General features: G+C 71.8%; 19 protein-coding genes and 2 pseudogenes. 11 read left to right on the forward strand and 10 right to left on the reverse strand.

From position 1 onward, the window contains the following. Positions 1-71: 71 nt before the first annotated feature. Together ppk2 and AC07AZ_RS28570 are read right to left on the reverse strand one after the other, a co-directional pair. Positions 72-1,079: a polyphosphate kinase 2 gene (gene ppk2 / locus AC07AZ_RS28565; RefSeq protein WP_478852663.1), complete on the reverse strand. Its 1,008-nt coding sequence runs from the start codon at positions 1,077-1,079 to the stop codon at positions 72-74. Between the two features lie 124 nt (positions 1,080-1,203). Continuing rightward, positions 1,204-1,446, reverse strand: a complete 243-nt coding sequence (locus tag AC07AZ_RS28570) for a DUF6411 family protein (protein ID WP_478852665.1) — start codon at positions 1,444-1,446, stop codon at positions 1,204-1,206. Positions 1,447-2,036: 590 nt separating this feature from the next. On the opposite strand from AC07AZ_RS28570, the gene AC07AZ_RS28575 reads away from it, so the two are divergent. The 6 genes from AC07AZ_RS28575 (at position 2,037) to AC07AZ_RS28600 (ending at position 8,677) form a co-directional block, all read left to right on the forward strand. Beyond that, a complete protein-coding gene (locus AC07AZ_RS28575) occupies positions 2,037-2,981 on the forward strand; it encodes an ABC transporter ATP-binding protein (RefSeq protein ID WP_478852667.1) in 945 nt (314 codons plus the stop codon). Continuing rightward, a complete protein-coding gene (locus tag AC07AZ_RS28580; protein ID WP_478852669.1) occupies positions 2,978-3,817 on the forward strand; it encodes an ABC transporter permease in 840 nt (279 codons plus the stop codon). Before AC07AZ_RS28575 ends, AC07AZ_RS28580 begins: the two co-directional genes overlap by 4 nt. Before the next feature lie 58 nt (positions 3,818-3,875). Further along, a complete protein-coding gene (locus AC07AZ_RS28585; RefSeq protein WP_478852709.1) occupies positions 3,876-5,132 on the forward strand; it encodes a sensor histidine kinase in 1,257 nt (418 codons plus the stop codon). Beyond that, a complete protein-coding gene (locus AC07AZ_RS28590; RefSeq protein WP_478852671.1) occupies positions 5,129-5,797 on the forward strand; it encodes a response regulator in 669 nt (222 codons plus the stop codon). Before AC07AZ_RS28585 ends, AC07AZ_RS28590 begins: the two co-directional genes overlap by 4 nt. Before the next feature lie 448 nt (positions 5,798-6,245). Then, entirely contained in the window at positions 6,246-7,733 is a 1,488-nt protein-coding gene (locus tag AC07AZ_RS28595; protein WP_478852673.1) for a hypothetical protein, read from the forward strand. A gap of 5 nt (positions 7,734-7,738) precedes the next feature. Beyond that, positions 7,739-8,677 (forward strand): lysylphosphatidylglycerol synthase transmembrane domain-containing protein, encoded by a 939-nt coding sequence (locus AC07AZ_RS28600; RefSeq protein ID WP_478852675.1) that lies wholly within the window; start codon positions 7,739-7,741, stop codon positions 8,675-8,677. 94 nt (positions 8,678-8,771) lie between these two features. Here AC07AZ_RS28600 and AC07AZ_RS28605 read toward each other — a convergent pair. Beyond that, positions 8,772-8,903, reverse strand: a pseudogene (locus AC07AZ_RS28605) (DNA-binding response regulator); the annotation flags it as partial. A 463-nt stretch (positions 8,904-9,366) separates the two neighbouring features. On the opposite strand from AC07AZ_RS28605, the gene AC07AZ_RS28610 reads away from it, so the two are divergent. Further along, positions 9,367-11,073 (forward strand): LCP family protein, encoded by a 1,707-nt coding sequence (locus AC07AZ_RS28610; RefSeq protein ID WP_478852677.1) that lies wholly within the window; start codon positions 9,367-9,369, stop codon positions 11,071-11,073. A 19-nt stretch (positions 11,074-11,092) separates the two neighbouring features. Here the strand turns inward: AC07AZ_RS28610 and AC07AZ_RS28615 are convergent, their stop codons facing one another. Continuing rightward, positions 11,093-11,455 carry a hypothetical protein gene (locus AC07AZ_RS28615; protein WP_478852679.1) on the reverse strand — a complete coding sequence of 121 codons (363 nt, stop codon included), beginning with the start codon at positions 11,453-11,455 and terminating at the stop codon, positions 11,093-11,095. 166 nt (positions 11,456-11,621) lie between these two features. On the opposite strand from AC07AZ_RS28615, the gene AC07AZ_RS28620 reads away from it, so the two are divergent. Then, positions 11,622-12,206, forward strand: a complete 585-nt coding sequence (locus tag AC07AZ_RS28620) for a TerD family protein (protein WP_478852681.1) — start codon at positions 11,622-11,624, stop codon at positions 12,204-12,206. A 112-nt stretch (positions 12,207-12,318) separates the two neighbouring features. On the opposite strand, the gene AC07AZ_RS28625 is transcribed toward AC07AZ_RS28620, so the two are convergent. From AC07AZ_RS28625 to AC07AZ_RS28640, 4 genes and pseudogenes are all read right to left on the reverse strand, one after another. Continuing rightward, on the reverse strand, positions 12,319-12,852 hold the full coding sequence (locus tag AC07AZ_RS28625; RefSeq protein WP_478852711.1) for a TetR/AcrR family transcriptional regulator: 534 nt from the start codon (positions 12,850-12,852) through the stop codon (positions 12,319-12,321). A gap of 22 nt (positions 12,853-12,874) precedes the next feature. Then, positions 12,875-13,711, reverse strand: coding sequence for an alpha/beta fold hydrolase (locus tag AC07AZ_RS28630; protein ID WP_478852683.1), 837 nt, complete (start codon positions 13,709-13,711; stop codon positions 12,875-12,877). 482 nt (positions 13,712-14,193) lie between these two features. Further along, positions 14,194-14,910, reverse strand: a pseudogene (locus AC07AZ_RS28635) (ABC transporter ATP-binding protein); the annotation flags it as partial. Beyond that, positions 14,813-15,958, reverse strand: a complete 1,146-nt coding sequence (locus AC07AZ_RS28640; RefSeq protein ID WP_478852685.1) for an FAD-dependent oxidoreductase — start codon at positions 15,956-15,958, stop codon at positions 14,813-14,815. The pseudogene AC07AZ_RS28635 and the gene AC07AZ_RS28640, both read right to left, overlap by 98 nt. A 142-nt stretch (positions 15,959-16,100) precedes the next feature. On the opposite strand from AC07AZ_RS28640, the gene AC07AZ_RS28645 reads away from it, so the two are divergent. After that, positions 16,101-16,769, forward strand: a complete 669-nt coding sequence (locus tag AC07AZ_RS28645; RefSeq protein ID WP_478852687.1) for a TetR/AcrR family transcriptional regulator — start codon at positions 16,101-16,103, stop codon at positions 16,767-16,769. A gap of 478 nt (positions 16,770-17,247) precedes the next feature. Here the strand turns inward: AC07AZ_RS28645 and AC07AZ_RS28650 are convergent, their stop codons facing one another. Continuing rightward, positions 17,248-18,192, reverse strand: coding sequence for an ArsR/SmtB family transcription factor (locus AC07AZ_RS28650; protein WP_478852689.1), 945 nt, complete (start codon positions 18,190-18,192; stop codon positions 17,248-17,250). A 413-nt stretch (positions 18,193-18,605) separates the two neighbouring features. Here AC07AZ_RS28650 and AC07AZ_RS28655 point away from each other — a divergent pair, with 413 nt between their 5' ends. Further along, on the forward strand, positions 18,606-19,193 hold the full coding sequence (locus AC07AZ_RS28655; protein WP_478852691.1) for an ATP-binding protein: 588 nt from the start codon (positions 18,606-18,608) through the stop codon (positions 19,191-19,193). A 37-nt stretch (positions 19,194-19,230) separates the two neighbouring features. On the opposite strand, the gene AC07AZ_RS28660 is transcribed toward AC07AZ_RS28655, so the two are convergent. Next, positions 19,231-19,590, reverse strand: coding sequence for an MmyB family transcriptional regulator (locus AC07AZ_RS28660; protein ID WP_478852693.1), 360 nt, complete (start codon positions 19,588-19,590; stop codon positions 19,231-19,233). A gap of 328 nt (positions 19,591-19,918) precedes the next feature. Between AC07AZ_RS28660 and AC07AZ_RS28665 the strand changes: the two genes are divergently transcribed. Continuing rightward, the gene (locus tag AC07AZ_RS28665; RefSeq protein WP_478852695.1) at positions 19,919-21,187 is read left to right on the forward strand and encodes a CHAP domain-containing protein; all 1,269 of its coding nucleotides are present in this window, start codon (positions 19,919-19,921) and stop codon (positions 21,185-21,187) included. The last annotated feature ends 804 nt before the right edge of the window (positions 21,188-21,991 follow it).

The following is a 21,991-nucleotide window of genomic DNA, read 5'->3' on the forward strand; positions in this document are numbered from 1 at the left end:
ACACGTCCGCCGGCGGAAGCGTCCGGGTGCGAGGTGGGGACGGCGGCCCACGCAGCACATCGGCCCGTGCGTCAACTGCCCTTGCTGTCAGCCGAGTTCGGGTGGTTCCCCGGGCCGTGGCCGTACCCGGCCAGCGGGGTGGGGGAGAGGTCGGTGGGTGCTTCGCCGGTCTCCAGGAGGGTGTTCGCGGCGCCCACGATGAGCGGGTCCGGCTTGCCGACGGCCGTGTGGTCCTTGGCGGGGTAGTCGCAGCGGTCGAGCAGACTGCGCATCGCCTCGAGCCGGCCGCGGCGCTTGTCGTTGTTCTTGACCACCGTCCACGGGGCGTGCGGGGTGTCCGTGGCCCGGAACATGTCGACCTTGGCGGCGGTGTACTCGTCCCACAGGTCGAGTGAGGCGAGGTCGGTGGGGGAGAGCTTCCAGCGGCGAACCGGGTCGACCTGGCGGATCGCGAACCGGGTCCGCTGCTCGGCCCGCGAGACGGAGAACCAGAACTTGACCAGCAGGATCCCGTCCTTGGTCAGCATCTTTTCGAACAGCGGGGCCTGTTCGAGGAAGGTGCGGTACTCGGCCTCGGTGCAGAAGCCCATGACGCGCTCGACGCCGGCCCGGTTGTACCAGGAGCGGTCGAAGAAGACGATCTCACCGCGGGAGGGCAGGTGCGGCACGTACCGCTGGAAGTACCACTGGCCCGCCTCCCGCTCGGTCGGCTTCGCCAGCGCCACCACATGGGCGCCCCGTGGGTTGAGCCGCTCGGTGAACCGCTGGATCGTGCCTCCCTTGCCGGCCGCGTCACGGCCCTCGCACAGCACGACGATCCGCTGCCCGGTCTCGTTCACCCAGCGCTGCATCTTCAGCAGCTCGATCTGCAGGACCCGCTTGGTGCGGTCGTAGGCGGCCCGCTTCACCTTCCGGTCGTACGGGTAGTTCTCCCGCCACGTGTCCACGGCGCTGCCGTCGGCGTCCAGCAGGATCGGCTTCTCCGGCCGGCGCTCGTCCACACGCAGGCCGTCGAGCAGATCCTCCTCGGTTCGCGTCTCGTCGTCCTCGTACCGCGTCTCGTCGTCGTGCTCTGACATCGTCAGTCTCCCCATCATCCCCGTGTACCGGCCGACGTGGACAGTTCCCGCAGGACGCCCGGACGAACACGCGCCGCCGACCGGGTTCGGTCGGCGGCGCGTGTCCGGGACGTACGTACGGCGCTCAGAACGGGAGGCGGCCGCGGGCCCGGCGGCCGGCGGAGCCGCTGCGGCCGACCGCGCGGGAACTGGAGCTGAAGGGCTTGCTCAGCAGCCGTCCCAGCGCACCCGGAGCCTTCGACCCGGCGCGGGAGCCGGCGCCGAGGCCGCGCTGGGCGCCGTTCTGCGGATGCCGGGACAGCCGCGGCAGGAAGAAGGCCAGCACGGCCAGGAGGACACAGGCGGCAAGGACAACGGCGATGATCATGTACGGGCTCCCGGAGCGTCGAGTGGATTGCAGCGGTTCTCTCGTCTGCTCCACCGCTTGCCCTGTCCCTCCGCGATCACGCCGGACCGGACGGATCGGCCCATCCGGGAGGAACCCGGGAGCCTCGGCACGGCCGCCGGGGTGTGGCCCCCGGCCGGGAGGTATCCGCCCGCCGGGGTGCGGCCCCGGCCGGGAGGCACTCGCAGGCCGGGCCGGTCTCAGGCCGCGGAGTGGGTGCGTGTGCCGCGCTGTGGCAGGGTCAGCCGGCCGACGTGTCCGACGATCGCCGCCGTCCACACGAGGGTGACAGTGCGACCGCCGGTACCGCCCCGAGCAGACGGGCCGGCAGGTCGGAGGCCGTCTCGCCCAGACCGGTGCTCCGCGGTCGTGATCCGCACCGTGGCACCGCGAACCTGAACGCAGCCTGCACGGCGGGAGCCGGCGGGGCGGCACGTAGTACCGCGGTACGACCGGACGGGTGTGGATCAGCCCCCGGTACCACGGCATCGGGGCAGTTCGGTGCCTAGGTTGTCGGGTGAGGCGTTCGGGGGCGACCGATGGACGCCAGTGCCCGACAGGAAGAAACGCGAATGATCGACGCACAGCAGCTGACGAAGAGGTACGGCGAGAAGACCGCCGTCGACGGGTTGGACTTCACCGTCAAGCCGGGCACCGTGACCGGCTTCCTGGGGCCCAACGGAGCGGGGAAGTCGACGACCATGCGCATGATCGTCGGACTCGACGCCCCGACGAGAGGGTCCGTTCAGGTCAACGGCCACCACTACGCCCGGCACCGCGCGCCGCTCCAGGAGGTCGGGGCCCTGCTGGAGGCGAAGTCGATCCACCCGGGCCGCTCGGCCTACAACCACCTGAGGGCGCTCGCGCTCACCCACGGGATCCCCCGGCGCCGGGTCGAGGAGGTCATCGACCTCGCGGGGCTCGGCAGTGTGGCGAGGAAGCGGGCCGGCGCCTTCTCCCTGGGCATGGGCCAGCGCCTGGGCATCGCGGCGGCGCTGCTGGGCGATCCGCAGACGGTGATGCTGGACGAGCCGGTCAACGGACTGGACCCGGAGGGCGTGCTCTGGATCCGCAACCTGCTGAAGTCGCTCGCCGACGAGGGCCGGACGGTGTTCGTGTCGTCCCACCTGATGAGCGAGATGGCCCTGGTCGCGGACCACCTCATCGTCGTCGGGCGGGGCCGGCTGCTGGCCGACACCACCGTGGCGGACCTCATCCGCGAGGCGGGCGGCGACACCGTGAAGGTGGCCACGCAGGACCCCGCGCGGCTGCGGGACGTCCTGGCCGGTCCGGGCGTCGACGTCACCGGCCGTATCGGAGCGGAGGAACTGCAGGTGACCGGGCTCAGCGCCCGCGAGATCGGTCTCAGGGCGGCCGAGCACGGGATCGCGCTGTTCGAGCTGAGCGCGCGGTCGGTATCGCTGGAGGAGGCGTTCATGGAGCTGACCAGGGATGCCGTGGAGTACCACGGCACCACCACCGTCGAGAGCCTCGCGACCGCCGGGAGGCCCGCATGAGCACCCTGACGACGACCCCCGAGGCGCGCTCGGCCGCGCCCTCCCGGCCCGCCTACCGGGTGACCGGGCGCCGCGTGCTGGCCTCGGAGTGGTCCAAACTCTGGACGCTGCGTTCGACGTGGATCACCCTGGGCCTCGGCCTGCTCTTCCTCGTCGCGTTCGGCCTGATCGCCTCGAGCCGCTACAAGTCGGGGATCGGCTCCGGCCACATGGACCGGGACTTCGCCGACTCGACGGCTGTCAGCCTGTCCCTCTTCGGCACCAACTTCGCCCAGCTCGCCCTCGGCGTGCTCGGCGTGCTGGTGACGGCGGGGGAGTACTCCACCGGCATGATCCGCTCGACGCTGGCGGCCGTACCGCGCCGGCTGCCCGTCCTGTGGTCCAAGGCGGCCGTGTTCGGCCTGGTCGCCCTCGTGGTCGGCACCCTGGGCGCGTTCATCGCCTTCGGGTTCGGCAGCGGCATCGTCTCCGGCACACCCGCCGCCATGAGCCTCTCGCACGCCGGAGCGGTGCGCAGTCTGCTGGGCGCCGGGCTCTACCTCGGACTCGTCGCAGTGGTCGGCGTCGCCCTCGGCGCGCTGCTGCGGTCGGTGGCCGGCGGCATCTCGGTGCTGGTCGCCACGTTCATGCTGATCCCGGGACTCATCTCCCTGCTCCCCAGCTCCTGGCGGGACGACATCAGCCCGTACCTGCCGAGCAACGCGGGCGAGTCGCTCTTCGCGCTGACCCACGACAGCACCACGCTGTCACCCACGGCGGGACTGCTGGTCTTCCTCGGCTGGACGGCGCTCGCGCTGGCGGGAGCCGCGTACCGGCTGGTCCGCAGCGACGTCTGACCGCCCGCACCACGGGCAGGTGACCACCTTGACGACCACCACCGAAGACGTCAGCGGGATGGGACCGCTGGTCGCCCGGCTCGGCCGGGTCGGCCAGCGGTTGCGCCACGCGGACCGGGCACATCCCTGGGTACTGGACACCGCGGTGGTGGTGCTGGTCTTCCTCATGTTCTGCCTGCCGGACCTGATGCACGGGCGTGCCGGGGACGGTGACGCCCCGCGCCGGTTCCGGCTCGCCTTCACCCGGCTCCCCCCGGTGGCCATGCTGGCCCTGCAGCTCGGCCTGGTGCTGCCGCTGCTGTGGCGGCGGCGCAGGCCCATGGCGGCCTTCGCCACCATCACGGCCGTGTTCGTCCTCCAGTGGTCCCTGGGTGCTGCGCTGCGCGCGGACATCGCCCTGTTCATCGCCCTGTACAGCCTGGCCCTGCACGGTCCGCTACGGCAGCTGCCGTGGGCCTGCGCGGTCATGGCGGCCGGGATGGGACTGGTCGCGCTGCGCGCGTCGGAGGCGGTGTCCGTCTGGGACGCGCTGTTCTTCCTGCTGAGCACGGCGACCGCCGCCCTGGCGCTCGGCCTGGTGGTCCGCATCCGCCGGGCCCAGCTCGCCGGGCTGCGGGACCGGGCGGCCCGCCTGGAGATAGAGCGCGACCAGCGCAGCCGGCTCGCGGCGGCCACCGAACGCGCCCGCGTCGCCCGTGAGATGCACGACATCGTCGGCCACAACCTGTCCGTGATGATCACGCTCGCCGACGCCGGCGCCTACGCCACGGACACCGCTCCCGAACGCGGCAAGGAGGCACTGCAGCTCATCGGCGACACCGGCCGGACGGCCCTCAGCGAGCTGCGGCGCGTGCTCGGCGTCCTGCGGGAGGCGACGGACGGCCCTGCCTGGGCGCCGGAACTCAGTCCGCAGCCCGGCGTGGCGGACGTCGAGGCGCTGTGCGATGGTGTGCGCAGCGCCGGCCTGGAGGTCGTCTACCGGACCGTCGGCGACGTGGACGCCCTGGACAGCGGGGTGCAGCTGACGGTCTACAGGATCGTCCAGGAAGCCCTCACCAACACCCTGAAGCACGCCGGCGCCGGCACCCGGGTCAACCTGGCGGTCGTCGTCGAGGACACGCGGCTGGTCGTCCGGGTCCGGGACAACGGCCCCACCGACCGCCTCGGACCCCGCAACGAGGAAGGACACGGCCTGGTGGGCATGCGAGAACGAGCGGCGCTCTACGGAGGGACCGTCAGCGCGGAACCCGCGGCCGGCGGCGGATGGACGGTCGAGGCCACTCTCGAACTCACACCCCGGGCGGGCACCCGGTGACCACCGTGCTCATCGTCGACGACCAGCCCCTCCAGCGGTACGGCTTCCGGGTGCTCCTCGACTCCATCCCCGAGACCGAGGTGGTCGGCGAGGCCGCGCACGGCGCCGAGGCCGTCCGCAAGACCGCCGAACTGCGCCCCGACGTCGTCCTGATGGACGTACGGATGCCGGGCATGGACGGCATCGAGGCCACCCGCCGGATCAGCGCCGCCGGGGCCCGCTCCCGCGTCCTGGTGCTGACCACCTTCGACCTGGACGAGTACGTCCACGCCGCCCTGCGCGCCGGAGCCAGCGGCTTCCTCCTCAAGGACGCGCGCCCCGAGGAACTCCTCGCCGGCATCCGGGCCGTCGCCGCCGGCGACGCCGTCATCGCTCCGGCCCTCACCCGCCGCCTCCTGGACGAGTACGCCCAGCACGTGCCCGCTCCCCGCGGCGACGGCGACGACGACCCGAGACTGGGCTCCCTCACCGACCGGGAGCGCGAGATCCTCGTCGCCATCGGCAAGGGCTGGACCAACGGGGAGATCGCCGCCCACTTCGTCGTGGCCGAGTCCACCGTGAAGACGCACGTGGGCCGGGTCCTGTCCAAGATCGGCGCCCGCGACCGCGTCCAGGCCGTGATCTTCGCCTACGACCTCGGACTCGTCCGCCCGGACGCCGGGTGAACGGACGGCGGGGAGCAGCCCGCCGACTCCGAGGCGTCACGGCGTGGCACGCGCACTCCCGGCGGCGGGCTACTCCTCCGGCTCCCAGGCCTGAAGCCGATCGAACAGACCTCGGTCCCCTTCGAGTTCGAGGGAGTCCGACGGAATGCGGCCGTACAGGCGGAGGAGCAGGTCACCGGCCGTGCCCCGGCCAGAGGCGGCGGCCGTTGTCGCAGGTGACCCTCTATCACCGCACTCCGGCAGGAAGACAGTGAATTTCACGGCCGAGGCGGCGGGCGCACTACGCCGTTCGGACCTCTGCTGTGTGCTTGCGCCGCTCGTCTCGGTCACCCTGCAGAGGTGGGAGAACGTCCTCTCACCTGTCTCCAACCTGCGATTCGTACGGTGGGCAGGCGCTCCCACGAACATGGGGGCGTCGTCCCGTGGCGTCGACGACGAGAGGTGCACGATGGCCGACGGCTCGCACGCCACGACGACCGGAGCCCCTCCCGCCGGCCTTCCCTCACCGGCCGCCCGGCTCCGGCGCCGGCCGGTCGATCCCCGGCTCGCGACGGTCGCGGCCGCCTTCACCCTCGCCCAGGTCCTCCTGGTCCGGCCGGATCTCGGCCTCGGCTGGGACGAGACGGTGTACGTCAGCCAGGTCAGCGGCCACGCTCCCGCCGCCTTCTTCAGCGCGCCCCGGGCCCGCGGCGTCCCCCTGCTCGTCGCGCCGATCACGTCGTGGTCCGACTCCACCGCCCTGCTCAGGTGCTACCTGGCCGTCCTCTCCGGCCTGGCTCTCTACTTCGCCCTGCGCGTCTGGCGGGCGCACCTCGTGCCGCGCGTCCTGGCGCTGGCGGGCGCCCTGTTCGCCTCGCTGTGGGTGACGGTGTTCTACGGCCCGCAGGCCATGCCCAACTACTGGGTCGCCGTCGGCGCCCTGGTCTGCGTCGGCTGCGCTCTGCGCGCCCGCGTGAACACGCGGGACCGGGCGGCGTGGTGGGGCGTGTTCGCGGGGACGGCGCTGATGGCGTGGATGCGTCCCATGGACGCTGCCTACGTCGTGCTGCCCCTGCTCGCCCTCGGTCTGCGCCGCCCGCGTCTGCTCGCCGTGGCGGCCGCCGGGCTGCTGGCGGGCGCCGCCGAGTGGGTGATCGAGGCGTACACCGGCTACGGCGGCCTCGCGCGGCGCCTGTCCGACGCCTCCAGCATCCAGGGCGGCCTCGGCTGGCATCTCGCCGTCGCCGATCAACTGCGCGGTCTCGGCGGTCGTGTCCTCTGCCGGCCCTGCACCGGATCGCTTCCCAGCCCCGCGGTGACCCTGTGGTGGTTCGCGCTGCCGCTCCTCGCCGCCGCCGGCGCGGTGACCGCGGTGCGCGCCCGGCGTGCGCTGCCCGTCGTGCTCCCGCTGGCCTGCGCGGTGACGGCAGCCGTCCCCTACCTGCTGTTGATCGGTTACGCTGCCCCGCGCTTCCTGCTGCCCACCTACGCCCTGCTCGCCCTTCCGGTCGCGTACGGACTCCTCCACTTCGTCGGCGCGCCGGCCCGGCAGGTCGCCCGCACCCTCGCCGTGAGCCTGGTGGCGGTCTGCCTCCTGGGCCATCTGGCGGTGCAGTTCGTCGTCCTTGAACACACCGTGCGCCGCTCCGCCGCCGGCCGCGCCGAGTGGTCCCGCACCGCGGCCGCCCTCCACACCGCCGGCGTACGTCCGCCATGTCTGCTCAGCGGCTACGAGGCTGTCCCGATCGCGTTCTACACCGGATGCGGTTCGGCCGAGACCGCAGGTCACGACACGAGCACCACCACGGCCGAACTGGCCCGGACCACGCACGGGACGCCAGTCGCCGTTCTCACCCGACCGGGTGGCCGTCCGCCCGCCTACGCGCGCTCCTGGCCGGTGGAACGGGTGGGAGCGCTCAAGGCGTACCTGGCTCCCGACATCCGGCCGGGGCGGTGAGCGTCGTGACCGTGACCGAAGGCCTGCCGGTGCCGGGTGGCAGGCGCCTGTACTGCCAGTTGGGGATCACCGTGGCGGTGCTCGTCGCCGCCGGGGCGACGCTCGTCGCACACCGGGCCATGCTCGACAGGGGAGCCGACCGGCTGGCGGTCGCCGACGGGGAGTGGCTGGTGCTCGCCTGCCTCGCCGCCACGGCCACCTGGGTGTGCGCGGCCGTGGCGCAGCAGGGCGCGGTCACCGAACGGCTGCCGCCAGGGCGGCTGGTGGCCGCGCAGTTCGCCGCGTCCGCCGCCAACCACCTGCTTCCCGCGGGAGCCGGGGCGACCGTGGTCAACCTGCGGTTCCTGACCCGGTGCGGGCTGTCCACCGGACGCTCGGCGACCGCGCTGGCGGTGAAGGCGGCCGTCGGCGGGATGGTCCGGTGCGTGATCGCCGTGACCCTTCTGGTGACCTCGTCGGGCACGGTCCGGCTGTCCGCGCGGGTCCCGCACCTGCTGATCCTGCTACCGGTGGCAGCCGGACTCGTCGTGCTGGCAGTCGCGTTGAGCGGTCGGCTCCGGCGCGCCGCGGGCCGGTTCGTCGCCGACGTGCGGGACGTGCACCGCCGCCCGGCACGGGCCTGTGCGCTGTGGGGCGGCTCGGTCGCGTTCACGCTGCTGCACGCCGGGGTGGTCGTCGCCGTCCTCCACGCGCTCGGCTTCCAACTGCCCACAGGCCGTGTGGTGATGGCGTATCTCATCGCCAGCGGAGCGGCCGCCGTGCTGCCCACGCCCGGCGGGCTGGGATCCCTGGACGCCGCGCTCGCCTTGGCCCTCACGGCCTCCGGAGCCCCGCAGCAGACGGCGCTCGCCGCGGTCCTCGGCTACCGCCTGCTGACGGGCTGGCTACCGATGGTCCCCGGGTTGGTGGTGCTCGGCCTGCTGGCCAGGCGGTCGGCGCTGTGAGGTGGGTGACGGGTCGCGGTCGCCGCCAGGCTGCCCGGTGATCGGCTTGGCCTCGTCCGCGGGCCGACGGCCGGGCACACGTGCGTGTCCGCGCGTTGGCCCGCATCGCCTGGCACACGTGCCGGCCGTCCGCGTCGGGCAGCCCGACATCCAGGACGACGGCGGCGATGCCGTCGCCCGCCGGCCGCAGGGCGGTGGCGCCGCCGAGGGCGCCGGTCAGCTTCAGCTGCCGTGATGGTCATCGAGAAGGACGGCACCACCACACTCGTCCGCGAGGCGGCGGACTTCACCGTCGCCAAGCCGAATCGGGTCGGTCGCCCGCACGCGGTCACCGTGCTGCGCCGCCTGCACGGCAGCTGTGCCGAGCCACCTGCCCGAAGACGCGGCGCCGAGCGCTCCGCACCTCACCGGCCGGCGCGGTGGTTTCGGTGCAGTCGTCCCAGTCGGTCCTGATCGCTCCCGGCGGCTGAGACCGCTCGGCACCGACGAGTCGAAAACCTCAGTGTCGGTTCCATGACATCCCTCACCTGTGAATTGCCCCAGGATCCGTGCTGTGCGGGCCACGGCTGCACTAGATTGCGCAACTACGCACTCGGAGTGATCTTTGTCAGCCAGTACACCGCCGCGCAAGCCCGGCCGCCGCCCCCCATGGCCCGCCTGGAGCGTCTGGCCGTTCATGGGAGTGGGAAATGAGCGACCCCTGGAACGGTCCGGGCGGCCAGGCCACGCGCAGCCGTGGTACCCAGGTGCCCGGACAGCGTGGCGGCGGACGCGAAGGCGCCCGTCCGGGCGGCCGGGCCGCCTCCCGGTCGGGCCGAGGTACGCGGTCGCGGCGGCAGGCCCGGCCGGCGCGGCGCGGCAGACGCGTGCTGCGGATCGCCGGGATCTGCCTGGCCGTTCTGGTGCTGGGTACGGCCGGTGCCGGCTGGTGGTTCTACCAGCACCTCAACAACAACATCAACACCGTCCCGATCGACGGCAAGGGCGGGACGGAGAAGGCCGACGCGTTCGGCCGCACGCCGATCAACCTTCTCGTCATGGGCTCGGACGGCCGTACCAGCAAGGCGGACTGCGAACTCGGCGGTGGCTGCTCGCAGACCGGGGTGCAGACGGGCAGCAACGCGGACGTGCAGATGGTGGTGCACATATCCGCCGACCGTTCCAACGCCACCGTCATGAGCATCCCCCGCGACACCATGACCAACGTGCCGGCGTGCAACGACAGTGAGACCGGCAAGTCCACGGCCGGCTACTACGGCCAGATCAACAGCGCGCTGCAGTACGGCCCCGCCTGCCAGGTCGCCACCGTGCACAAGCTGACGGGCATACCCATCGACCACTTCGTGAAGCTCGACTTCTCCGGCGTGGTCAAGATGTCCGACGCGGTCGGCGGCGTCTCCGTGTGCGTCAGCGCCAACGTCTACGACACCTACTCGCACCTGAAACTCTCCGAGGGCACGCACACGCTCAAGGGTGTCGCGGCTCTGGAGTTCGTCCGCTCCCGGCACGGCTTCGGCGATGGCAGCGATCTCGGCCGGACGATCTCCCAGCACATCTTCCTCAGCGCGATGATCCGCAAGTTCAAGAGCGCGGGCACGCTCACCGACCCGACCGCGGTCTACGATCTCGCGAACGCGGCCACCAGGGCGCTCACCGTGGACGACGGCCTCGGCACCGTCAACAAGCTCATCGGCCTCGCGACGGACCTGAACAAGGTGCCCACCAAGCGGCTGACCTTCGCCACCATGCAGACCGTCCCCGATCCGGCCGACGACAACCGTGTGGTGGTGGGCGCGGGCGCCAAGACCCTCTTCGCCAGCATCGCAGGCGACCAGTCCCTCACCACCGGGTCCGGTAAGAAGTCCTCGGCGGCGTCGGCGACCGCCGCAGTGCGGGCCGCGGACACCGCCTCGGCCGTGCCCGCGTCCCGGATCGCCGTGACGATCCAGAACGGCACCGGCATCACCGGCCGCGCCTCCGGCATCGCCCGCGCACTCATCGACGCGGGCTTCAACTCCGGTACGACCACCGCGAACGCGCCGAGCCCCTCGACCACCACCACCCTGACGTACGGCGTCGGTCAGAAGGCCGAGGCCAAGACGGCCGCCAGAGCGCTGGGCCTGCCCTCCTCGCATCTGAGGCAGGGCACCGGCACCGGCCTGACCCTGGTGGTCGGCAGCGACTGGCCGAGCGGCACGACCTACCCCGGTGGCGCGTCCTCGCCGGAGCCCGCCGACACGAAGGCCGCCGTCTCCAACGCCCACGCCCAGACCGCCGACGAGGCCAAGACCTGCGCCAAGGTCAGCCCCTACAGGACGGTCTCCCTCAACGGCGTCGCCATGACCCCGTCCCAGGCGTACGCGGCGGCGAGCGGCAAGGCCGACTCCGACGACTGAGGGTGGGATCGCTCCGAGCTCAACGACCGTCCGCGAGGTCGTGAGCGGCCCCCTCGCGCCTCCGGGTGGCGACGACCACGATGCCCGTCCCCGCCGCCCCGTAGAGGCTGGGGCTGAACACCGCCCCCTGCCGGTACAGGCCGCGTCGTTTCAACTCCTGCGCGAACCCGACCTGTCGGTAGGTGCCGGTGCCGATCGAGTGGCCGGTGGCGGTGTCGTAGGAGAGTGCGCACGTGTCGCCGGGCCTCATGGGACCGGGGTGATCCTCGCCGTCCGCGCCCAGTTGGAGCCCGGGGCAGTCAGGGACGCCGTGGGCCGCACCGGCTCTCAGCAGCGACACCGCTCCCCACAGCAGCGGAATCAGGAACAGGGTGAGTAACACGACTCTGTAGCGCGTCGGGTCACCCTGGTGAGGCCGATCACGGGGGGCGGCGGCGGCCTGTGGCTGGTGCGGAGCGTGCGCGCCGGCCGGGCCCCCCGTGCGGAACCACCGGGCGACCAGGCACACTCTGCTTGTCGTAGTTCCATATCAAGGGGATGACCCACGCATGATCACGCTCACGAAGGAAGACGGCCCGGCGGACCTGGACGGAGTGACCCATCTGTCCATCGGCGTGTCCTGGGACCCCACGGCCGGCAGCAGTGGCGGGGTCATGGGCGTGCTCCGCCGCAAGAGCGGTACCGACCTCGATCTGATCGCCATCGCCCTGCAGGGAGCCGACCCCGTGCGTCTGGCGGGCCTCGACTCGCTGGATCCCCTGGGCAACGGCTCGTTGGTGCACAGTGGTGACAACCAGACCGGGCGCGGTGACGGCGACGACGAGACCGTCACGGTCGAGTTCGCGCGTGTCCCCGCCAACGTCACGTCGATCGTGTTCGTCGCCGCCGCCTTCAAGAAGGGCAGCTCGTTCCAGAAGGCACGCAACATCAGCTTCAAGGTCTACGACGCGACGGGGGGAACCTCGCAGCAGGTCGCCGACATCTGGCCCAGCCTGCTCAGCCAGGACAACGGCTGCGCCGTCGCCAAGGCGGTGCGCGTGGGCGGCGCCTGGAAGCTCGAAGTGATCAACGTGACGGGGAAGATCAAGCAGGGTGACGAGCACGCCCTGATGCGCTTCGCGATCAGCAAGTAGTCCTGGGGCCGCTCAACTCCCGTGCGGAGGCCGGGCCTTCGGGCCGGACCGGAGTGGGGTGCCCACCGTCGGGCCGCTGAGGCTGTGACCCCTGCCGACGGCGGTGGTGAGCTCACATGGTGCGCAGACCTCGGTCGGTGAAGGCGATCAGCCACTCGAAGCTCTCGTCGATGTCGGCGCTCCACTGGAAGCCGTTGGCTGCCTGGAGGGTGGCGAATCCGTGGCAGAGGCTGCGGAGCATGCGCAGGGCGTGGTCCACGTCGGGTTCCGCGATCCGGTAGCCGCGCAGGACCGCCGTGAACGCGTCGAGCAGTCGTCCGCCCGCGACGGCCAGGGGGTCGTCGGGGCCGGACGGCTCCACGCCGATCGTCGCGGCGTACCGGCCGGGGTGCTGGAGGACGAAGGCGCGGAAGGCGCGTGCCGCGGCCGCCAGGGCGTCACGGCCCGCGTATCCCTGGATCGCACCTCCGACGGCGTCCGCGGCCTCGCTCAACGCCAGAGCCGCGATACGCCGGTTGAGGTCTTCCTGGCCGCCCACGTGCTTGTACAGGGACGGGGTGCGGACACCCACGCGGTCGGCGAGCAGACCCATCGTCAGGTTGCTGAAGCCCACTTCGTCGGCGAGGGCGGCACCGGCCGCGACCACGGCCGTCGGGTCCAGGCCGGCCCTAGGCACGGCCGGCGCCCGAGCGGAGGAAGGCGAGGACGAGCGAGACCACCTGGTCGGGGAACTGGTCGTGCGGGTAGTGCCCGGCGCCCTCGACCATCTCCAGTCGGCCGAGTCCGGACGGCAGTGCCTCGACGATCGCCGAACCCTCGGCGTGGGGGTCGGCCCAGTCGGGGTCGAGGGTGCCCATCACGACCAGGACCGGGCAGCGTACGGCTGTGAGCTGCGCGCCGGCGTCGGCGGGAGCGCTGCGGCCCATGCCCTGCAGGGCCTTCATCCGGCCCGGCTCGCGCAGCAGCGAGTCGATGCGGCCGAGCCGCTCGGTCCAGTCGGCCGGCTTCACGGCGGGGTAGGCCACGTCGAGGTACGAGCGCCAGAGCGGCACGCTGCCGAACACGCCCGTGCCGAGTAGCCGCAGAATGCCCTGCCGGAAGCGCTTGACGCGCAGGTCTGCGAGGCGGATCGACTGCTTGCGGGTGAATGGCGCCAACTCGACCACCGCGGTGATCAGTTCGGGCTCCCGCGCCGCGGCGATGGTGGCGGCGCCACCGGAGATCGAGTGGCCGACGAGCACGGCCGGGCCGCCCAGGTGGCGGATCACGGCGAGCAGGTCGCCGGCTATGGCGGTGCGGCTCCAGGCCGGCCAGCCGACGCTGGACTCACCGCAGCCGCGCAGATCGACCGCGGCGACCCGGTAGCCCGCCGCCACCAGCGGCGCGATCACCGCCCGGTACGCGGCACGGCTGTCACCCATACCGTGCGCGAGAACGACCAGCGGCCCGGCCCCCGCCACCTCGTAAGCGATGGTGCCGCCGTCGACGGCGAGGTACTCGGTCATGACGTCTCCCAGGCTATGGCTAATGTTGTTAGCTAAAAGCTAATACCGTTAACCGATCCTGTCAAGGGAGGATTGGGTGACGTGAGGGCCGCCGGTCGCAGTCGCAGGGCGTGAGCGGCCGGCGGATCGGTGACCCGGCCCGGTCCGCCGCGTACGCCAGGGCGATCATCGACAAGGACGTCACCAAGGTCGGCACCCGGAGATGCCCAGCGACGGGTCGGCGGGCGAACGGCGCGCGGGGACCGGGGTGTTGACGGGTTCCCAGCCTCACCGGCGGCCGGTCCACAACGCCGACGGGGCGGCGTACCTCGACATGGTGTCGGTGTAGGCCGCCCTCGGGGTGGGACGGGTTGCGGGAGATGGCCCGCGTGGTCATGGCGGTTGCTTCGGGTCCTGGTCGGACTTCGAGGTGGACCAGAAGTAGCCGAGTACCGCGAGGCCCGGGCACCACAGGGCCGCGAGCCACCCGTTGTGGCCGATCTCCGTTTGAGTTCGTCGGCCGTGCCGTGCGCGGCGATCCTCCCGTCGTGGAGTACGGCGATGCGGTCGGCGAGTTCGTCGGCCTCCTCCAGGTACCGGGTGGTGAGGAAGACGGTGACGCCGCCCGTGACCAGCTCGCGGATGATCTGCCACATGGTGTGGCGGGAGTGCGGGTCGAGGCCGGTGGTCGGTTCGTCGAGGAAGATGATCCGCGGGTTGCCGACCAGGGTCATGGCGAGGTCCAGGCGGCGCTTCATGCCGCCGGAGAAGGTGGAGGCGGGCTTCTTCGCCGCGTCGCCCAGGTCGAAGCGTTCGAGCGGTTCGGCGGCGGTGCGGCGGCCCTCGCGCTTGGACAGGTGGTGCAGGTCGGCCATGGGGAGCATGTTCTCCTCGCCGGTGATCAGGCCGTCGACGGCGGAGGACTGGCCGGTGACGCAGATCGCGGCGCGCAGGGCCTGGGGGTCGGTGGCCGGGTCGTGCCCGCCGACGCGGATCTCGCCCGCGTCGGCGGTGACTGGCGTGGAGAGGCCTGATGTCGGTCGCTCGGCTTGCGGTACTCCCGCTCCGGCTGACCTCGGCGAACGCCGGTCCCGGTCCCGGTCGCGTTCCGGAGCGGCTGGTTCACTCGGCCTGTCCGTGGCGGGTGAAGAAGTCGACCAGGCTGTGCGGGGCGTTGTCGTCGATGCAGAGCAAGTGGATGTGCAGGGACTCCGCGGCAGCGGTGGCACTGCGCGGGAACAGAGCCTCCTCGTACGCGGTGAGCGCCGCCTCGGTGTCGTCCGGGTGCGCGGCCAGAGCCTTGCCGAGTTCGGCACCGTCGTACATGGCGAGATTGGCCCCCTCGCCGGTCGGGGTCATCAGGTGGGCGGCGTCGCCGACCAGGGTCACGCCGGGCACACGGTCCCAACGGTGTCCGGTCGGCAGGGAGTTGATGGTGCGCGGCACCGGCGCGGTCTCACTGTCCGTGATGAGGGCGGTGAGTTCCGGGGCCCAGCCGTGGAACTCCGCGGCGACGCGTGCCGTTGCCGCCTCGGCGTCGGTGAAGTCGATGGCGTCCATCCACTCCTGCGGTTTGGTGAGCATCGCGTAGGTGTGCAGGACACCGTCCGCCTCGCGGTGGGCGAAGATCCCCTTGCCGGGGGCGGGCGCGAAGAGCGAGCCGTTGCCGACGGCCCGGGCGCTCGCCGGGTGGCGGGAGTCGCTGTCGTACAGGTAGGTCTCGATCATGCATGTGCCGACGTACTCGGGCCTGGCGTCGGACAGCAGCGGACGCACCCGCGACCAGGCTCCGTCCGCGCCCACCAGGAGGCCGGTCGTCACGGTCGCCCCGTCGGCGAACGTCACCTCGTGCCGGCCGTCTGTGAGGGGCTGGACCGCCGTGACCTTGCGACCCCACCGGACCGTGTCGGTGGGCAGTGAGTCGAGGAGGATCTGCCGGAGGGCGCCCCGGGGCGCTTCCGGACGCCCGCCGGTGCCGTCGTCGGGCTCGTCCAGCAGGACCTTCCCGTCCTGGTCGAGTACGCGCGAAGCCTCGCCGCCCTTGTGGACGATGCCGTGGAATTCGGCGGACAGCCCGGCCGCCTCCAGCGCGAGCTGCCCGTTGTGGTCGTGGATGTCGAGCAGGCCGCCCTGAGTGCGGGCCATCGGTGACGCATCAGCCTCGTAGACCGTCGCCGGGATGCCGTGAACGTGGAGGACGCGGGCGAGCGTCAGCCCTCCGAGTCCCGCGCCGATGATCGTGACGGGAGTGGTCCTGGTGCTCTGCATGGTGGTTCCCTCCAGGCCGAGGACCGCTGGGCGGGTGCCCGGCGGTTCCTGTCTGGAACGTCGTTCCAGCAGCCCAAGGATGGAACGATGTTCCAGCGCTTGTCAAGGTGGAACAATGTTCCAGGGTGGCTAGAATGCAGACATGGCAACCAGGACGCGGCGCGCGGAACGACGGCAGGAACCTCTCTCCCGGGAGCGCATCGTCGGCGCTGCCGTGGAACTTCTCGACACGGTGGGCGAGGGCGGTCTCACGTTCCGCGCGCTGGCCGAGCGCCTCGCGACCGGGCCGGGGGCGATCTACTGGCACGTCACGGGCAAGAGCGAGCTTCTCGGCGCCGCCACCGACGCCGTCGTCACCGCGGCCCTTGCCGGGGACGACCCCGAGGCGACGCCGCAGGACGCGGTCCGCGCCCTGGCGGTCGGCCTGTTCGACGCGATCGACGACCACCCGTGGGTGGGCGCGCAGCTCGCCCGCACACCGGCGGGGTCACCCCTGCTGCGGGTCTTCGAACGCATCGGACGGCAGCTCCAGGCGCTCCAGGTGCCCGAAGCCGCCCAGTTCACCGCCGCGTCCACGCTGCTCAACTACATCCTCGGAGTGGCGGGCCAGAATGCGGCCAACGCCCGGACGCATCAGGCCGGCACGAGCCGTACCGAGTTCCTCGACGCAGCGGCCACCACCTGGGCGGAACTCGACCCCGACCAGTACCCGTTCACCCGAAACGTCGCCGGCCGACTGCGCGAGCACGACGACCGGGTGGAGTTCCTCGGCGGAATCGACCTCATCCTCACAGGGATCACGGCTCGGTAGTGGTCGGCCGGCCGGCCGGCTCCGCGCCGTGACTCCGGCCGCTCCGGCCCGGGAAGGGGCGTTGCTCCGGCCCGGGAGCGCAAGCGCCCGGTTTCGGCCATCGCCGCGCTGAGGCATCCGGACGTGAGCGCGGGCCCCTGGGCACCGACCCCCCATACGCGCGGGAGCGCTATGGGCGCAGCCCTCGTACTGTCCCGGGCACGCGGCGGCCGCCGCCCGCGTGGGCCGGTGCCGTATCGCGCCGGGTCAGCGGCCGCCGGGCCCGATGCCCAGGGGTGGGGCGGGGGCGGGGGCGTCGGTGGCGAGGGCAGCGGCGCGTAGGGCGGATGCCACGCCGTTGACCGGCTCGGTGGGCGGATGGGGGAGCCGAGGGTGTCCCGCACCTTCCGCCACCCAGCGAGGAGTTCGTGCGTGGGCACCCCTCCGCGACCGGGTCGACGCTCACCCTCGCCGTCCTGACGCGGAGGCCCCTACCTCCTCAAACCATCGCCCCGGCACCGGCCAGCAGGTTGAAGGCCAGTGACGTCGCCGAGTGCTCCACGTACTTGCCGTCACGGCGGCTGATGATCAGTCCTGCTCCGCGCAGGACACCGATCTGATAGCTCGCACTGGCCGGTGCCAGCCCGAGCGCTCGCGCCACCTCGGTCGTGGTACGTGTGCGGTGACCGGCAACGTCGGCGAGAACGGTGCTCCTCGTACGGCCCAGCAGTCGTTCCAGCCGTTCCTCACCCGCCTGCGCCATGTCGAGCGGTTGCTTCGCGACGGGGTGGACGAGGACAGGATCCAGACCGGGGTCCGCGAGGGCCGTGGGTCGGCGCCAGCAGAAGTACGACGGTACGAGCGTCAGTCCGCGCCCCTCCAGACGTAACTCCCGGTCAGTGGGATAGTCGGCGTCGAGGTACGGCGGACTCGACCGCGCGTACCGGCGCAGGCCCTCCAGCAGGGCGGCGGTTCCGCCGCCGAGCGCGGTCTGGCCGCGGACCGCGACATCGTCGCCGATCACGGACCGCACATGTCGCCAGTACGGTTCCAGCAGCGTTCTGAACGAGTGCCGCAGGGCATCCGTGACGAGCGAGAGGGACGTGCCGGCCGGTTCGTGCGGGCCACCCACCCAGCCCGGTAGCGGTTTCGAGGCGGAGAGCCGGGTGAGTTCCGCCGTCAGCCGGTCGCGGGGTGTCGCCCGGACGTCCTCCAGCGCGGCCCCCAGACCCTCGCCCGTGACCGGAGGGGTCAGGAAGTCGGGGATGTATCCCGACGCCGGGATGAAGGTGCGCAGTGTCCGCAGGGCGCGAGCGGCACAGGCGTCCTGAGACAGCCGTCCGGCGGTCTCCCGGCGCCAGTGCCCGAACTCAAGCGCTCCCTGACGTGTCTGTAAGCGGCAGACCGCGCACATCAACTCCCAGAGAGGCTCCGGTTGTCGCACGATGCGCACCACGCCAGACACTGCAACAGTCGCAGCACGCGTCGTCGGCCTCGGCTTCCGATGAGTGAGGCCGGTGAGCCGGCGTGTGTCTCGGTGCGGGAGGTGTCGAGAGCTCAAACCTCGCGACTTCGCCGGCGCATCAGGACCGGGGGAGGTCCGCGCCGGCCTGACCACCAATCCGCGCGTCGGGGACGGCGAGCGGAATCCAGGGTGTGCGGGTGGTGAGGAGCCGAGTGGGACCGGACGACGGTGCGGCCAGACGGCGAGGCAGGCGCGTCCGGCCCGCGGCAGCCCCCCCGGGTCACCGGCGAGGCAGGGGGCGGGATCCTGCTCTTGGTGTGCGTGGGCGGCCCCCGGGTACACGAAAAACGGAAAACCGCTCCAAAACGACGGACACAACGAAAGAGCCCCACATGATCATCCCGCTTATGAAGCAGGCGGCAGATGAGCAGCGCAAGGGTGAGCAGGCCATGCTGGGCTCCAGCGTGGCCTGGGACAGTGGCGCGGTGCGCCTCGCCGACGCGCGCCGCATTCTGCGCGCCTTCCTCGCCCGGGCCCCGCAGGCCGGCCGTGCGCCCGTGTCGACGCGATCGTCGATGGACGCGCAGCTTGTTGTCAGCGAGCTCGTCACGAACGCGATCCGCCATGCTCCGGGCCCGTGCGGAATGGTCCTGGAGCTGTCCGCCGGTGAACTGTCGATCACCGTGTGGGACACCTCCACCGACGAACCGGTGATGAAAGAGCACGACCCGCGTCGCCTCGGCGGCCACGGACTGCGCCTGGTGCAGTCGGTCAGCCACAGCGTGGCTGTCGCCTCGCGCTCCTGGGGCAAGCAGATCACCGCCCGGCTGGTCCTGGATCCCGCCCCCGACGCCGGCGCGTGCGCCGGAACGATTCGTCCACTTCCTCTGCAGGGCCCCAAGAGCTCACACCCCTACCGCTTCCAGGCTCATCCCGCGGACCCGGTCATGGCCGCCGACCCCGCAGGGCACGACGGCTGAGCCGGCTCCAGGCCAGCACGCCCGCCGTACGCGCCGCTCATCGCCCGGTGCCGCGTCCCTGCGCTGAACGAACGGCCCGTCGGCAGGGCGAGGGCGGTACCGGGCCCTGCCGGAAACCACCGCGGACCCGACGGGTTCCGTTTCTCGACCGCCCGGCCGGCGCTCCGCGCGGCGGCCGCTTCACCGTGTCGACGTGCCGGGTGCCGGGTGCCGGTGGGGAATCCCTCGACGCCGAGGAGTGCAACAGTTCCAGCCGCTCGCGAGTCTCGGCGTCTGCCGGCGTGAGCACCAGCGGCTGGTGACTCTGGTCCGGAGTCACCAGGGTTTCGCAGTCCATCGTCAGGCGGCCCACGCGCGGGTTCAGGAACGTCTTGCGGTCGGAGCGCCGCACCGCCACCTCGTGCTCGGCTCACAACCGGCGGAAGCCGGCGCTCGCGGCCCGCAACCGCTCGACGAGCCTGGTGGCCGCGGGGTCGCCGGACCACCCAGCCCGCCCACACCGCCGCCTTCCCACCTCGCGCTCCGACATGCTGCCAGGACGTAACCGGCCAGGGCCGGTTACGTCCAGTCGATCTGTCTTCCCACCCCTGTGACCTGCGGCGAAAGTAGTCCTGCCACCGGGTGCCACGCCCTCCAAAACCTGCGCTACCGCCTCTCCAAGACGGTCATGCGGGCCGGGGAAGTGCCGTGCCCGTTCGACTTCCTCATGCCGCAGGAGCAATGTCATGAAGCTGAGCAATACCATCCGCCGTGCGTCCGTCGCCCTCGCTCTCGGTGCCGTGTCCCTCGGACTGGTCACCGTCACCGGCTCGGCCGCGCAGGCCGCTGCCTCCTGCACCGGTGACGTGTCGATCTACGGCACGCTGTCGGCCGGCCGGCTGACGTACTCGCAGATCGAACCGAACACCGGCGACCGCGTCAAAACGCTCATAGGACCCGACCTCGGTTTCACACCGAAGGCGATGGCGACCCTCAACTTCAATACGGTCCTGGTCACTTCGACGGCCGGCGACCTCTACCGCGTCGACGTCCAGACGAACAACACGGCGTTGGCACTGTCGGGCGTCACGAAGATCTGGGACGGTGGCTGGACCTTCGACAAGATGGTCTACGACGGCGCCGGCCACCTCTACGGCACAGTCGACGGCCAGCTCCACCAGTACGTCGTGTCGCAGGCCAAGCCCACCGGTTCGGCACACATAGGCCAGCACGTCGTCATCGACACCGGGTTCGTCCTCAAGACGCTGGCCGCCGCGGGCGACGACCGCATCATCGCCTCGACCGCCGGCGGACAGCTGTACAGCTACAAGATCGACGGAGTCGGTGACTGGACGCGCGCCACGCTGAAGAGCGACGGCTGGTCCGCGGTCGACTCCCTCGCCTCGCCCGGCGGCGGCCTCTACTACGGCCGTACCAACGGCGGCATGTACTGGTACCACGACGTCGACCCGACCGACGGCGACGGCTCCGACATCGCCTACCACTCCAGCGACCCGGTGGACACCTCCGGCTGGAGCCAGAGCCTGCTGTCGGCCTCCGCGGGCAACTGCGCCTACGTGCCGCCGGCACCCACCGCCACCACCGGGGAGAAGATCGCCAAGGTCGCGAACGCCCAGGTCGGCAAGAGCTACAACGACTTCGACTTCCACTACCCGAACGCCTGGTGCGCCGAGTTCGTTCGCTATGTGTGGGCCAACGTCGGCGGCATCAAGACCTCCGGGGTCACCGCGGCGGCCGGCAGCCTGTACACGTACGGCCAGAGCAACGGCACCCTTCACTCCACCCCGAAGCTCGGTGACGCCGTGGTCTACGGCTACAGCGGCGGCGGGGTCGCCAACCACACCAACCTGGTCGTCGCGGTCAACGGAGACGTGATCACCACGATCGGCGGCAACGAGAGCGACGGGGTGCGCAAGCGCGACTTCAACTGGAAGACGGCCAACGACCCCCTGAACGCCGGTGCCATCGCGGGCTTCATCTCGCCCGTCGACTGACCTGCCCCAGCACGACACCTCGTATGAGGGCCCCGCCGACCGGCGGGGCCCTCACGCGTGTCCGGTGCCTGTCCCCGACCGGTCACACCGGAACCATGTCGATCTCCCTCAACTCCCCTGGGGCTGCGCGCATCGGTGGTCCACACCGCGAAGGCGGGAGTCGGTTTCCAGGCAGCATGCCCGGTGCGCGATGCCAACGACGACGACGCCCAGGCGGTGCGTGCGGTGGTCGTGAACAACTCCGCCTCCCCGGTGACCATTTCGGGGCTTTCACCTCCTGGTTCTCGGCGGGGGCGACCTGTTCGACGTACAGCCTGCGGGTCGGGGAGTGCCGGGTGCGCTTCGGCACGACCGCGCGCGTACGGCGGTTGCCGGTCTGGCCCGGGCCTTCCCGCCCCTACGACCGGGCGCGTACGGCGGCTGCCTGTCTGGTGCGGGCCTCCCCGCCCCTACGACCGGGCGCGTACGGCGGCTGCCTGTCTGGTGCGGGCCTCCCCGCCCCCTACGACCCTGCTGGTCTGGCGTGGGCCTCCCCGCCCCCGAGGAGCAGCTGGACGGCGGTTCCGTACACCTGACCGTCGAGGCGTCGCGAACTCCCTGGACTCCGCGAAGGCGGGTCGCCTCCCCGGCTGAGGGCCCCGAACACGCCGAAAGGGCGGTGCCCCCTCGCTCCGAGGGGGGCACCGCCCTTTGACCCGACCCGTCAGGTCTAGTGCCGCATCAGGCAACGTTCGCCCTGCCGCGATGCAGCGCTCAGTTGCTGCGTCGGGCGGCCAGAATGGTGACGTGGCTGAACGGGTGCAG

This window comes from Streptomyces sp. NPDC043878 (assembly GCF_056435735.1).

Excerpts from the sequence above, each read along its gene's own strand:
- AC07AZ_RS28580 (WP_478852669.1), top strand. The coding sequence starts at position 2,978 with ATGAGCACCCTGACGACGACCCCCGAGGCGCGCTCGGCCGCGCCCTCC.
- AC07AZ_RS28610 (WP_478852677.1), top strand. The coding sequence starts at position 9,367 with ATGAGCGACCCCTGGAACGGTCCGGGCGGCCAGGCCACGCGCAGCCGT.
- AC07AZ_RS28575 (WP_478852667.1), top strand. The coding sequence starts at position 2,037 with ATGATCGACGCACAGCAGCTGACGAAGAGGTACGGCGAGAAGACCGCC.
- AC07AZ_RS28620 (WP_478852681.1), top strand. The coding sequence starts at position 11,622 with ATGATCACGCTCACGAAGGAAGACGGCCCGGCGGACCTGGACGGAGTG.
- AC07AZ_RS28585 (WP_478852709.1), top strand. The coding sequence starts at position 3,876 with ATGGGACCGCTGGTCGCCCGGCTCGGCCGGGTCGGCCAGCGGTTGCGC.
- AC07AZ_RS28655 (WP_478852691.1), top strand. The coding sequence starts at position 18,606 with ATGATCATCCCGCTTATGAAGCAGGCGGCAGATGAGCAGCGCAAGGGT.
- AC07AZ_RS28570 (WP_478852665.1), bottom strand. The coding sequence starts at position 1,446 with ATGATCATCGCCGTTGTCCTTGCCGCCTGTGTCCTCCTGGCCGTGCTG.
- AC07AZ_RS28595 (WP_478852673.1), top strand. The coding sequence starts at position 6,246 with ATGGCCGACGGCTCGCACGCCACGACGACCGGAGCCCCTCCCGCCGGC.
- AC07AZ_RS28645 (WP_478852687.1), top strand. The coding sequence starts at position 16,101 with ATGGCAACCAGGACGCGGCGCGCGGAACGACGGCAGGAACCTCTCTCC.
- ppk2 (WP_478852663.1), bottom strand. The coding sequence starts at position 1,079 with ATGTCAGAGCACGACGACGAGACGCGGTACGAGGACGACGAGACGCGA.
- AC07AZ_RS28630 (WP_478852683.1), bottom strand. The coding sequence starts at position 13,711 with ATGACCGAGTACCTCGCCGTCGACGGCGGCACCATCGCTTACGAGGTG.
- AC07AZ_RS28665 (WP_478852695.1), top strand. The coding sequence starts at position 19,919 with ATGAAGCTGAGCAATACCATCCGCCGTGCGTCCGTCGCCCTCGCTCTC.
- AC07AZ_RS28640 (WP_478852685.1), bottom strand. The coding sequence starts at position 15,958 with ATGCAGAGCACCAGGACCACTCCCGTCACGATCATCGGCGCGGGACTC.